General features: G+C 38.8%; 17 protein-coding genes. 8 read left to right on the forward strand and 9 right to left on the reverse strand.

The window, feature by feature from the left end; translation table 11 throughout:
* Window positions 1-339 precede the first annotated feature (339 nt).
* On the forward strand, window positions 340-1,041 hold the full coding sequence (locus tag B7E07_RS15995; RefSeq protein WP_080847311.1) for a Crp/Fnr family transcriptional regulator: 702 nt from the start codon (window positions 340-342) through the stop codon (window positions 1,039-1,041).
* 207 nt (window positions 1,042-1,248) lie between these two features.
* Here the strand turns inward: B7E07_RS15995 and B7E07_RS23955 are convergent, their stop codons facing one another.
* The 4 genes from B7E07_RS23955 to B7E07_RS16010 form a co-directional block, all read right to left on the reverse strand.
* The gene (locus tag B7E07_RS23955; RefSeq protein WP_218970431.1) at window positions 1,249-1,386 is read right to left on the reverse strand and encodes a hypothetical protein; all 138 of its coding nucleotides are present in this window, start codon (window positions 1,384-1,386) and stop codon (window positions 1,249-1,251) included.
* A gap of 1 nt (window position 1,387) precedes the next feature.
* Entirely contained in the window at window positions 1,388-1,726 is a 339-nt protein-coding gene (locus B7E07_RS16000; RefSeq protein WP_080849228.1) for a DsrE family protein, read from the reverse strand.
* Between the two features lie 2 nt (window positions 1,727-1,728).
* Complete coding sequence (locus B7E07_RS16005; protein WP_080847312.1) at window positions 1,729-2,040, reverse strand: metal-sulfur cluster assembly factor; 312 nt, start codon at window positions 2,038-2,040, stop codon at window positions 1,729-1,731.
* 87 nt (window positions 2,041-2,127) lie between these two features.
* Window positions 2,128-2,895, reverse strand: a complete 768-nt coding sequence (locus B7E07_RS16010) for an alpha/beta fold hydrolase (protein WP_080847314.1) — start codon at window positions 2,893-2,895, stop codon at window positions 2,128-2,130.
* 238 nt (window positions 2,896-3,133) lie between these two features.
* On the opposite strand from B7E07_RS16010, the gene B7E07_RS16015 reads away from it, so the two are divergent.
* From B7E07_RS16015 to B7E07_RS16020, 3 genes are all read left to right on the forward strand, one after another.
* A complete protein-coding gene (locus B7E07_RS16015) occupies window positions 3,134-3,952 on the forward strand; it encodes a Cof-type HAD-IIB family hydrolase (protein ID WP_080847318.1) in 819 nt (272 codons plus the stop codon).
* A gap of 190 nt (window positions 3,953-4,142) precedes the next feature.
* Window positions 4,143-4,301, forward strand: a complete 159-nt coding sequence (locus tag B7E07_RS23815; RefSeq protein ID WP_176215225.1) for a hypothetical protein — start codon at window positions 4,143-4,145, stop codon at window positions 4,299-4,301.
* A gap of 1 nt (window position 4,302) precedes the next feature.
* Entirely contained in the window at window positions 4,303-4,494 is a 192-nt protein-coding gene (locus B7E07_RS16020; RefSeq protein ID WP_080847321.1) for a DUF3813 domain-containing protein, read from the forward strand.
* Between the two features lie 349 nt (window positions 4,495-4,843).
* On the opposite strand, the gene B7E07_RS16025 is transcribed toward B7E07_RS16020, so the two are convergent.
* Together B7E07_RS16025 and B7E07_RS16030 are read right to left on the reverse strand one after the other, a co-directional pair.
* Window positions 4,844-5,560 (reverse strand): BsuPI-related putative proteinase inhibitor, encoded by a 717-nt coding sequence (locus B7E07_RS16025; protein ID WP_176215226.1) that lies wholly within the window; start codon window positions 5,558-5,560, stop codon window positions 4,844-4,846.
* 22 nt (window positions 5,561-5,582) lie between these two features.
* Window positions 5,583-6,413: a YitT family protein gene (locus B7E07_RS16030; RefSeq protein ID WP_080847326.1), complete on the reverse strand. Its 831-nt coding sequence runs from the start codon at window positions 6,411-6,413 to the stop codon at window positions 5,583-5,585.
* Window positions 6,414-6,541: 128 nt separating this feature from the next.
* Here B7E07_RS16030 and B7E07_RS16035 point away from each other — a divergent pair, with 128 nt between their 5' ends.
* Both B7E07_RS16035 and B7E07_RS16040 read left to right on the forward strand, forming a co-directional pair.
* Window positions 6,542-7,411: a DegV family protein gene (locus B7E07_RS16035; protein ID WP_080847328.1), complete on the forward strand. Its 870-nt coding sequence runs from the start codon at window positions 6,542-6,544 to the stop codon at window positions 7,409-7,411.
* 147 nt (window positions 7,412-7,558) lie between these two features.
* A complete protein-coding gene (locus B7E07_RS16040) occupies window positions 7,559-7,690 on the forward strand; it encodes a DUF3941 domain-containing protein (RefSeq protein ID WP_075981472.1) in 132 nt (43 codons plus the stop codon).
* 84 nt (window positions 7,691-7,774) lie between these two features.
* On the opposite strand, the gene B7E07_RS16045 is transcribed toward B7E07_RS16040, so the two are convergent.
* On the reverse strand, window positions 7,775-8,653 hold the full coding sequence (locus B7E07_RS16045) for a CvfB family protein (RefSeq protein ID WP_080847331.1): 879 nt from the start codon (window positions 8,651-8,653) through the stop codon (window positions 7,775-7,777).
* Between the two features lie 142 nt (window positions 8,654-8,795).
* On the opposite strand from B7E07_RS16045, the gene B7E07_RS16050 reads away from it, so the two are divergent.
* Window positions 8,796-9,287, forward strand: coding sequence for a YajQ family cyclic di-GMP-binding protein (locus B7E07_RS16050; protein ID WP_080847334.1), 492 nt, complete (start codon window positions 8,796-8,798; stop codon window positions 9,285-9,287).
* A gap of 82 nt (window positions 9,288-9,369) precedes the next feature.
* Here the strand turns inward: B7E07_RS16050 and B7E07_RS16055 are convergent, their stop codons facing one another.
* Window positions 9,370-9,879 carry a GNAT family N-acetyltransferase gene (locus B7E07_RS16055; RefSeq protein WP_139785648.1) on the reverse strand — a complete coding sequence of 170 codons (510 nt, stop codon included), beginning with the start codon at window positions 9,877-9,879 and terminating at the stop codon, window positions 9,370-9,372.
* Window positions 9,880-10,054: 175 nt separating this feature from the next.
* Here B7E07_RS16055 and B7E07_RS16060 point away from each other — a divergent pair, with 175 nt between their 5' ends.
* Window positions 10,055-10,927, forward strand: coding sequence for an SDR family oxidoreductase (locus B7E07_RS16060; protein ID WP_080847337.1), 873 nt, complete (start codon window positions 10,055-10,057; stop codon window positions 10,925-10,927).
* 345 nt (window positions 10,928-11,272) lie between these two features.
* Here B7E07_RS16060 and B7E07_RS16065 read toward each other — a convergent pair whose 3' ends face one another.
* Entirely contained in the window at window positions 11,273-12,298 is a 1,026-nt protein-coding gene (locus B7E07_RS16065; protein WP_080847340.1) for a LacI family DNA-binding transcriptional regulator, read from the reverse strand.
* Window positions 12,299-12,352: the final 54 nt, after the last annotated feature.

Consider the following 12,352-nt stretch of genomic DNA (forward strand, 5'->3'; position numbering starts at 1 on the left):
TTATAATAAGAAAAGCGGAAGGCGCTTGCTCAGGGGCGACAAGCATAAGAAGAGCCGACTGGAAGGTTGTTCTTTAACCTTCTAGACGGATTGGCTTATGACCTCGAGCCCCTAGCGCCTGGAACTAGACAATAAGAAAAGCGGAAGGCGCTTCTCAGGGGCGACAAGCATAAGACGAGCCGGCTGGAAGGTTGTTCTTTAACCTTCTAGACGGATTGGCTTATGACCTCGAGCCCCTAGCGCCTGGAGCTAGACAATAAGAAAAGCGGAAGCGCCTGCTCAGGGGCGACAAAGCTTAAAACGACATTTAATATTTTATAATGAAGGCGGTATATTATTATGCCTCAAACCGTTAAAGCTACTCAATCGATTGAAATCAGAGAACTATTAAAGTTAGCATACAAAACTTTTACTAGTCAAAAAGGGGAATTCCTTTTTCAAGAAGGTATGCCTGCCAAAGAATTATATATCATTAAATCAGGCAAAATTCAAATCAGCAAGATTACGACAGATGGAAGAGAACTGGCCTTAAGAATTTGTGGAGAAAATGATCTGTGCGGTGAATTAACATTGTTCACTGATTCTCCAACCTATTTATTAAGTGCACTAGTTTTAGAAGAAGGAGAGATTGCTGTGGTGAGCAGCGATACCCTTGAAAATGAGCTTTTTCGAAACAGCGACCTTGCATTTGAATATATGAAATGGATGAGTGATCATTTTCGGCGTACACAAACTAAGTTCCGAGACCTCGTTTTAAACGGAAAAAAGGGAGCATTATATTCAACCCTTATTCGAATGACCAATAGCTACGGAGCAAAAAAGGAAGATGGCAGTATATTAATTGATCTGCCCTTAACCAATCAAGAACTAGCTAAATTCTGCGCTACTACAAGAGAAAGCACCAATCGAATATTAAACGATTTGAAAAAAGATCATATCATTTCCATTAAAAAAGGAAAAATCACCGTTCACAATCTTCAATATTTAAAAACCGAAATCGGCTGTGAACACTGCCCTGCCATTTATTGCAATATTGAATGAAAAGCGGAAGGCGCTTGCCAGGGGCGACAAGCATAAGACAGGCCAGGCGGAAGGTTGTTCTTTAACCTTTTGACTGGAATGACTTATGACCTCGAGCCCCTAGCGCCTGGAGCTAGACTATAAAAAGCGGAAGCGCCTTGCTCAGCCCCGACAAGCTTAAGGCAAGATGGCTAGAAGGTTGTTCTTTAACCTTCTGGACAGATTGACTTAAGACCTCGAGGGGCTAGGCGCTGCAGCTGGACTATAAAAAGCGGAAGCGCCTTGCTCAGCCAACGACTGTTCAGCTATTTTACCCTTCACATAAAAATAAAAAACAGGGGCAAATAAAAGTCCCTGTTTTTTCATTTCAAGATATAGTGATGACCTCATATTCAGCAGCCAATTCGATGAAATGAGGCATGCCGCTGATCACTCCGGCAATAAGCTTGTTTTCAAGATCATAATAATCCACACATGTCTTGCATGCCAGCACGTCTACCCCTTTTTCTTCAAGCTCCTTTAAATGTATGGATACATAAGAGCTTTCCGTAAGAGTCAAAACCCCGCTGTTCATACAAAAAATAGCTTTAGGCAAGTCATCTCTTTGCTTTAACAGTGTGAAAAAGGTTTCAAGCACCGTTTCCCCCAGTTCTTTCTCACCTTTTCCAAGCTGATCAGAACTGACTAATATGACTTTATTGTTCATCATTAATCACGGACACCTAGTGCAATCTTGGCATAACGAGACATTTTATCCTTTGTCCAAGGAGGATTCCAGACGATATTCACTTCTGTCTCTTTTACTTCAGGAATGTCAGCAAGTGCCGCCTTTACCTGATCCACAATGGTTCCAGCTAATGGACAGCCCATAGATGTTAAGGTCATCTCCACTGTGGCTGTTCCACTTTCATCTACACTAACATCATATACTAAACCTAAATTAACAATATCTATACCAAGCTCTGGGTCAACAACAAGCTCCAATGCACCCATCAAACTTTCTTTTAATTCATTATCCATTTTATGATACACTCCTTTGGACATCTTTGCCTACATCATACCAAATCACGAAAGCAATTGACAATAATACCTGTTAAACACACATATTTACACGAATTTTTCAAACCAGTTTACGGTTTGAAGCAATCCTTCCCGGCTTACCTTATGACCTGCACGCTGATCCGTAATAAAGTGCAGTTTTTCAGGAGAATGACTGTACATAGGCAGTATGTTTTCATAAAACCTATGGGTAGGTGTATATGGTACTGTTTGATCCTTCACTCCATGCCAAAATAAAAGTGGTCTGCCATTCAGCTTTTCAGGCTGTGCACTTAAATCAAACTCTTTAATTTGAGTGAATAGGTGGGTTATTTGAGCATCACTAAGCGGGATTTTTACACCTTTCTTTTGAAGCTGAGCAATTTGCATCTCAGCAAACTTTTCATAATATGGCATGCCCATTAAGCTCACAGCGGCACCGATCCACTGATATGTACTCATTGCGCCGAGTGTAACAATTCCTCCCATAGACGTTCCTGCAATACCAATTCTGCTTGCGTCAATCAGACCAGCTTGTTCTAGTTCTTCTTTTAGAATATTTAATTCTCCGATTGTATGTAAAACAATTTCCCAGAAGCGCAGGCTTAATTCTGCCTCATTATGACCGTGGGATCTCTCTCCGTGATATAAAACATCTGGCAAAATAACGCGATAGCCTTTTTCTGCAAGCAAGTATGCGTAATGTAAGTTATGTTCTTTTGCACTTGTAAACCCATGGATAAACAGCACAAGCGGCAGCTTATACTCTGATAACTCCTGCTTAACTACATGCAATGCTGGGATTGTGCTGATTTCTCTTTGTTCCACGCAAATCAATTTTCATTCCCCCGAAGTGTTAAGATTATATAAAAATAATGTAAAAAGTAATTTCTTTTACAAATCTATAATAAAATTGGTAACATAGTAAGAAAGCAAAACAAAACCAAGTCAATTTTGCTTAAATCTTTCGTAGAAACTTACAAACAAGCTACCCTACAGAATAGTTTATCATGTTTAATTTTCACACCAAAACATTTAGCCTAAAAATTTTAATACATACCCTAAAGGAGATACTATGGCAGAAAAACATTTGATCGCATTAGATTTAGACGGAACATTATTAAAAGACGACAAAACGATTTCTGATAAAACAAAAATGGTTATTCAAAAAGCCCGTGAAGTTGGACATGAGGTCATGATTTCAACCGGCAGACCCTATCGTTCCAGTGAAATGTATTATCATGAATTGAATTTAAATACACCTATTGTGAACTTTAATGGGGCCTTTGTGCATCATCCGAAAAAATCGGAGTGGGGTGCTTTTCATTCACCTCTTTCTGTGGATGTAGCAAAGGATATTGTCGAAGCCTGCAGCGGATTCACTTTTCATAACATCATTGCTGAGGTAATTGACGAAGTTTATTTCCATTACCATGACGAAAAGCTCATTGAAATCTTTCATATGGGGAATCCGCAAGTAACGACTGGGGACTTACGGAATTTCTTAAACGACTCACCTACAAGTATGCTGATTCACACAGATGAAGAGCATGTAGATACGATCCGTCAGCATCTATCCGATGTACATGCCGAAGTTATTGATCACCGCAGCTGGGCAGCGCCATTTCATGTTATAGAAATTATTAAACATGGACTTAATAAAGCAGTTGGTGTAAAAAAAGCAGCTGATTATCTGCAGATTCCTCAAGATCGAATCATTGCGTTTGGTGATGAAGACAATGACCTCGAAATGCTTGAATATGCCCGGTATGGTGTGGCAATGGGCAATGGCATCGATTCTGTTAAATCCATCGCAAAGGATATTACTTTAACAAATGAAGAAGATGGTGTTGCTGTCTACTTGAATGAATTATTGAACTTAAAAGCTTTGTAAAATACAGCCTAAGCAGCCTTCGTACAATTTGTTCAAGGCTGCTTTTTTTTGATTAAAATTAGTCTTTCTGCAGCATTGTACAGAAATTTCTTCTATCCCCAACATGTACCCTTTTGAAAAAAGGAAAAGAGCATATACTATCTTTTGAAGCATCATTTAAGCTTCAAAAATGAATTCGGAGGGGATTCGAATGGGTAAACGTAATAAATCAAAACGCTTTGTACAGCAAGGAGTCGATACTGTATCCAAGCATGATGAACGTATCCCTTATCACATGACCTATGCAGAAGCTGAGGCAGAAGCAGAACAAGTTCAAAATGTGAAAGAATCTTCCTACGGAGGAATATAAAATGGGCAACAGACTATTTCAAGAAGCACAGCGATATGTAGAGATAGCTGAAAATGCAGACCCAGCTGGGAAGCAAAAAGCTATTTCACATGCTAAAAACGCTCTAAGCTCTGCTTACGCAAACAGTACCAGAGCGGAACAAGAGCAACTTGCACAATTGCAGGCACAATTAGATCAATGCAGCGCTGAATAACAAAGAGGCAAGGACTAAGATTTAACACAACCACAGAACCGAATGATTAGGAAGTGAAAATTTCTAATCATTCGGTTTTTTATTAATAATTATAAAATACATTTTATTAACATGAGTGAAATGGAGCGGGAGACACTCGACTCCTGTGGGCAATAGAGGAAAGGGTGAGACCACGCAGAAGCTTTGCTTCAAGGAGGCTCAGCTTCCTCCCCACGGAAAGCGAGGGTCTGGAGCGCAGGTGGAACGGGCTTGTGTAAACGCGCAAACCTTGAGAATGAACATTCGTGTTTTAGAAAGAGTATTTTCATTTCGTCCCAACATCTTCTCATTTTATTTAAAATGAGCAATATTAGGAGAAACGTTCTAAAACGATCGACTGTGTTGAAGTAACTTCTCCGTTATCACCCTTCTCATATAAGTTAAGCATCAGGGTTGCATTACTCGGCAATTCACTTTCATCAATAGATATTTGGATTTCAAACTTTTTATCATTTATTGCAGTTTTTTGTTCCTTCACATAAATATGATGGCCATCCTCAACTGTATAATAAAGGTCCTTCCCTGCTTTATTCACTTCTCCTGTGACTTTATAGGTACCTCTTTCCCCTTCTGTTTCGACGTTCATAGCAGCACTACTTTCAGGTATAGAGAATGTTGATCGTGCTATAAGAGGTCCAGTTCCCTCTTTGAGAAGTCTTCCCGTTACGGCAGCGGTTATTTTATACGTCCCTGGCTGAAGTTGAATTCCTTCCTGCTGAAAGTTCCATTTTTCAGTCCAGTGTTTCCTTTCTCCAGGTGTTAAGGCAAGATTTTGCAGAACTTGCAGAAAGGCTCGTCCTTTTGAATACGTATAAATTTCGTTTCCCGCATCATCAGTAATTTCTATTTCATATTTCTGTGATGTTGAAAATTCAAGATTCACCGTTTCGTCACCAGTATTTTCAATCTTCAAATCCATAATCAGTTCACCATTTGCAATTGAAGGACTAACCTCAAAGTTTATAAGCTCGTTAGCTCCAGTATTCATACTTAAGATCATGGCAGCACCTATCCAGAGATTCAACATCAAAAACACTCCTTTTAATGAATTAATCTTTTCGGAAAAAGCCAAAAACACCTGCCGTTTGTACAACATTTGTAAATGCGTTCGGATCCACTTCTTTAATAATTCGTTCTAAATCAAAAAGCTCATAGCGCGTGATAACAATCATCAGCATTTCTTTTGTTTCGTTTGTAAAAGCCCCTTTTGCAGGAATAATCGTGATTCCTCTTACAAGGCGGTCGTGAATGGCTTTTTTCATTTCATCCTGTTTTTGTGTAATGATCATAGCAGTTAATTTTTCGTGTCTTGTATGAATCGCGTCAATTACCCTAGTAGAAGCATATAAAGTCACAAGTGTATACAAAGCCTTCTCCCAGCCATATAACACTCCGGCTGTAATTATAATGATGGCATTTAATGTAAAGAAATATGTACCGACCGGCTTATCTTTTAGTCTGGATAACACCATCGCGATAATGTCCATTCCCCCGGTAGAAGCTCCCCACTTCAGCGTTATACCTACTCCGACAGCTGCAATAACACCACCAAAAACGGCGTTTAACAAAATATCTTCTGATAGATGGATAATGGGAATTAATTCGAGAAAAAGCGACATAGAAAAAACACTAATAAAACTATAAACCGTAAAAGACTTTCCTACTTTTTTCCAAGCTAAGATGGTGACAGGGATGTTTAAAATAAATAATAGAATCCCTGTTGAAGCAAAGCTGCCAATCAATCCGGATAACAGCTGTGCTACGCCGGTAAAACCGCTTGCATATACATTTGCCGGTATTAAAAAGAAATTCATTGCAATGGCATTTAACAGAGCCCCCGCTAAAACGATGATAATTTTTTTTGTTTCAAGCCAAACCATATTTACCTCCTAAATTGTTATCTATTTACACGATTCCCTAATCATGCTGTTTTGAATACTATTCATTGTCTTTTTCTGATAAATTCATTAAACTGAATACATATAGTTTTGAAAGCAGGTGAAGAAAGATGTCAGTAAAAATTTTGGCTGACAGTGCGTGTGATTTGCCCTTAAGCTACTTTAAAGAAAACGATGTCACACTTTTCCCATTAAAAGTTCACTTAGATGGTCAAGAGTACGAAGATTTACTTACCATCGATTCTACAAAAATCTATGAAGCCATTCGCTTAGGAAATGTTCCTAAAACTTCTCAAGTATCTCCGCTTTTATTTGAAGAAGTCTTCACGAAGATGGCGAAGAATGGCGAAGATGGAATTTACATTGCATTTTCCTCTGAATTATCTGGTACATACCAAACCGCAGTGATGATGCTAGAACAAGTGAAAGAAAACTTTCCTGACTTCAACTTAAAAATTATTGATTCTAAATGTGCATCATTGGGCGCTGGATTAGTTGTTATGGAAGCGGTTAAGCTGTCGAAAGCAGGCAACTCCTTCTCGGAAATAGAAGAGGCAATGAAATTCCATTGTGAGCATATGGAGCATTTATTCACAGTTGATGACTTAGAATATTTAGCAAAAGGCGGAAGAGTGTCTAAAGCATCTGCTTTCCTAGGCGGATTGCTGAATATCAAGCCGCTTCTAAATGTCGAAGATGGCAAACTCGTTCCAATTGAAAAACTTCGGGGCAAGAAGAAACTTCTCCGCCGTATTATAGAACTTATGGGTGAGCGCGGAGATGCTCTTGATCAGCAAGTGGTCGGCATTAGCCATGCTGATAATGAAGCAATGGCCCTGGAAATCAAAGAACTGATGGAACAAGAACTAAATGTCAAACATGTCTATATTTCATCAATCGGTTCCGCTATTGGTTCTCATACAGGCTCTGGAACAATTGCCATTTTCTTTCTTAATAGTGTACCAGCTGCCGCTCGCTAATACACAGAGCTGATTGCCATAATTGGGCAATACAATTGATACATACTCCTTTTATTCTGACAGACAATAAGATGAAGATCTTCCCTTGAGGTTACTATCCCTCATGATCCTACACCTTATGATAAGAATGAAAGGAGTATTTTATTTATGCCGCATACTTCTGATAATGACAAGAAAGCAAAAGACAATAATGCACTCCGCCATGAAAAAAACATGATGCGTGAAAAAAACCGCAAAGCCGGTAAACATCAGTATTCAAAGAAAACTGATCATTTATAAGTTACCAAAACAAGCTAGGAAGTAGATAAATAATTACTCTTCCCAGGCTTTTATGTACATTCAGCAAAGAAATAACGAGCCAGCTCAGCTCGGCTCGTTATTTTCCTTCTTAACGTATGTCCACCCTTCTTCCTGGTAAACACGCCCTTCCTTCATCAACCTTCCTAATGCTCTTTTAAAGGAAGCTTTACTGAGATTAAACCGATCATTTATATCTTCTGGGGCACTTTTATCCCAATATGGCATCGCTCCGCCGCGTGATTCCAAATAAGATAAAATAATTTGTGAATCTTCATCAAGCGCTTCTTGTTTGCGCGGGATGAGAGAAACATTAATGGTTCCATCGTCTTTCACATCAATAACTCTGCCTTCTACTTTTTCTCCTAAACGAGGCTCCCTTTTTCTCTGTGATTCATGGATAAATCCTTTAAAGCCCTCAGCTGTAAAAATCCAGCTCCCCACTTTTGCTGTGCGGTAAATATGCCCATGAATGTTTTTATTGAAATCACTGCCCTCTGCCTTTACAGAAATATCTGATATCACTGGATCAGTTGCCGTTTTGACATATATGCGATGATTCTTGTTGACTCGAAGGGTAATGTACAGCAGATCATCCACCTCTGGCCAAACACTTTCATGCACTGGCAAATCCTCTTCGCCAAGCAGCATATCCTTTTGGATACCAATATTCATAAAGACACCTATTCCTGGCTTAACATCACTTACTTGTGCCCACCCATAGGTGCCTACCGTAATTTCAGGCAGAATAGAAGTTGCAGCTATTCTATTTTGAGAGTCTATATATAAAAAGACATCCACTTCTTGATCTAGCTCAAGTTCTTCTTGCAATTCATTATTATGTACAAGTACATCTTCTTCTCCATCTGTTAAGAAATATCCAAAATCCGCTTTTCTTGAAACGGTTAATTTCGTAATACGTCCAATAAAATCATGTAAAGCCATCATATTCCTCCTAAAGTTGTTTGGCTTGCTATATTTTACTATAATAAGAATAGAAAGTGAAACGTCTTCTATCAAGCGTTATCATTTATTATAACTGCAGACGTAGAAATTATGGTTTTTTCTAAGAGCAAGGAGGAATAGTATGTCGAAGGAAAGTTCATTTGATATTGTGTCAAAAGTAGATTTTTCAGAAGTAACAAATGCGATTAATATTGCGATGAAAGAGATTTCAACACGATATGATTTTAAAGGCAGCAAAAGTGATGTAAAGCTTGATAAAGAGGAATTAGTGCTTGTCTCAGATGATGAGTATAAGCTGGAGCAATTAAAGGATGTTTTAATCAGCAAAATGATTAAAAGAGGCATTCCGATCCGCAACCTCGACTACAGCAAGATCGAAGGAGCTTCTGGCGGTACAGTCAGGCAGCGCGCAAAGCTTATTCAAGGCATTGATAAAGATAATGCCAAGAAAATTAACACGCTAATTAAAAACAGCGGTCTTAAAGTAAAAAGCCAAGTTCAAGATGATCAGATTCGCGTCACAGGCAAAAACCGCGATGACCTGCAGCAAGTCATCGCAGCCGTAAAGGATGCAGATCTTACAGTAGAAGTGCAATTTGTCAATTACAGATAGATGTTCACTTTTGAAGCAGCCATGGCTGCTTTTTTTTTGGCATTAGAGCATTTATGCCTTCTAATGCCTGCTGTCCATTTTTTCACTTTACAAATTGATACATCATAATTTCATCATGATAATTTCCTTCTTTTGTTTTTATGTGTTTTATTTTTCTTCCTTCTTCTATAAAGCCAAGCTTCTTATATAAATAATAAGCTCTCTCATTATGGGAAAAGACCTCTAAACAAACCTTCTCAATACCAGGTTCTACCTTCGCCCACGTTAGCAGTTCTTCAATAAGTGCAGCACCAAGTCCGCCATTACAGTATTTTTCTTGTATAGATATACCAAAATATCCGATATGACGAACCTTTATTCTTTCTTTTGGAGAAAAGTTCAGCATCCCAATAATTTCTCCTGCCTCATTTTCAGCTACAAGCAGTAAGTGCTTCGGATAAGAATTATTCAATATCCATTTCTGCTCCTTTTCAATGGTCATTTCATATTCTTCTAGCTCTGTTAACAAAAAGTCCGTTTCTGCAAATACTATTTTACAATGCTCAATAATACCTTCAGCATCTTCTAATATGGCTTTCCTGATTGTTATCAATTCTTTCCCCGCCTTTTTATTAAATCTAAGTTTTTTCTAATTTTCATTATAAACTCAATCTTTTGTCTTTTCTCTTTTTTTAGAGGGATTTATTTCTTGCTAATAATTCCCATGTTTTTTTCTGATACTAAGTTGGAATGTATTATATATCACAGTTATTTTTGGAGGTATTGACATGACAAACGATAAGCTTAATATTCCTACAAGCGTACCAGCACAGCATCAAAACGAGCAGCCTGGTGTAGAAGATAAAATGAACCCAGAACCTATTTATGTTGATCCGAATTACCGAGGTTCTGGAAAGCTGAAGGGAAAAGTTGCACTTATCACTGGAGGAGACAGCGGAATCGGTAAATCCGCTGCAATTTACTTTGCTAAAGAAGGTGCAGATGTAGCAATTGTCTATTTGGACGAGCATAAAGATGCTGAAGACGCAAAAACAGCAATTGAAGCGGAAGGACAGCAATGTCTCTTGATCTCTGGTGATATTGGAAAAGAAGATTTTTGTAAGGAAGTAGTGAAAAAGACATTGGATCAGTTCTCAAAAATTGATGTGCTGGTCAACAATGCAGCAGAACAGCATCCACAAAAGAGTCTTTTGGATATTACGTCCGAACAGCTTGAAAAAACATTCAGAACCAATATTTTTTCATTTTTCTATTTAACAAAAGCTGTACTTCCGCACTTAAAAGAAGGAAGTTCTATTATCAACACAGCATCTGTTACAGCATATGCCGGCAATGAGCTTCTTATTGATTATTCATCCACAAAAGGAGCGATTGTATCGTTCACTCGTTCGTTATCTGCTTCACTGGCAGGACAGGGCATTCGCGTAAACGGAGTTGCACCAGGACCAATTTGGACACCTTTAATACCATCTACATTTGATGAGAAAAATGTTTCGACATTTGGACAAGATACACCGCTTGGCCGTCCTGGACAGCCATTTGAACTCGCACCAAGCTATGTGTACTTAGCATCTGATGACTCCACTTATGTAAGCGGGCAAATGATTCATGTAAATGGCGGGAAAGTGCTTAACGGATAAAAGAAAAGCTAATTTGGAATTAAAAAAGATAAATTCTTTCTCTCAAAAAAACATTAATAAGCTGTTCATTGATATCTTCAAATAGAAACCCGAACAATAAAGGATATTTCCATTGATTATCCTAATTGTTCGGGTCTTTGTTTTTTAATTTTTTGTATATGAATTATCAAAACGGGTGTAATGGAGCGGAGGACCCTCGACTCCGGCGGGAAATAGAGTAAAGGGTGAGACCCCGCAGGCTTGCCGAGGAGGCTCAGCTTACTCCCCGCGGAAAGCGAGGGACCGAAGCGCAATGGAACGGGCTTGTTCTTATTAGTAACTGATTATATTATTCACCTGAACCTTTTACGAGTTCGGACTTGCACAGGTTGACCTCTCAACAATCTGATGCGGTATAATAATTCTTTTTACAGGTTCTTTTGGGTTCTCAATTAATTGAATAAGACTCCTTGATGCCTCAAAACCTAAATCGAAGATATTAATATCAACCGAAGTAAGCGGCGGCCGTGACATCTCTGCAACGATGACATTATTAAAGCTAATAATAGACATATCCTCGGGTACAGCGATCCCAATTTCGTTTAATGTATTTAATACACCTAATGCCATTAAGTCATCCGAGACAACTAAGGCAGTTGGCGGGCGTTCTAGAGAAAGCAAACCTCGTATCGCTTCCTGACCGCCTTCCCGCAAAAATTGTTCATGGACAATATATTCGTTAACAAGCGCAATACCTGCTTCTCTAATCGCCTTCTCATACCCTAGAAGACGTTCGACTGTAACAACCATATTTAAGCTTCCGCCTACAAAGGCAATTTGTTGATGGCCAAGCTCAATTAAATATTGTGTCACATCTTTGGCTGCCCGGAAATTATCGTTATCTACATGAGTAATTTCCTCTACACTTTTAAATGGTTTACCTATAACGACAAAAGGAAAATTCCGTTCACGCAAGTAAGACTGAATTTTATCCTCAACCTTGGAATATAAGAGCACGACTCCATCTACACGGCCGCCTTGGACCATCTGCATGACTCCGTCAAAAATCTCTTCATCTGTTTTGCCTGTTGTCATATGAAGGGCGTAATGCTTCACATGAGCACCCTCACTTAGTCCTCTTAATACGGTGGAGAAAAAAGGGTTTTGAAAAACAATATCTGCAGAGCTTGGCATTACAAGACCAATTGCCTGTGTTGACTGACTTGCCAGACTCCTGGCAATAAAATTAGGATGATATCCTAATTGCCTCATCGCCTCTTTCACTTTTTTCTTTGTTTTTTCACTGATGCGAGGGTTATTTGCAATTACTCTGGAAACGGTTGACGGTGCAACATTTGCGAGCTTTGCAACATCCTTAATCGTAACTGCCATGACCATCACCTCCTACTCGGTTTTGCCTTCATGATGAACAGTCAATCTTTTTTA

Source organism: Cytobacillus gottheilii (assembly GCF_900166665.1).
GTDB classification, from domain to species: domain Bacteria; phylum Bacillota; class Bacilli; order Bacillales; family Cytobacillaceae; genus Cytobacillus; species Cytobacillus gottheilii_A.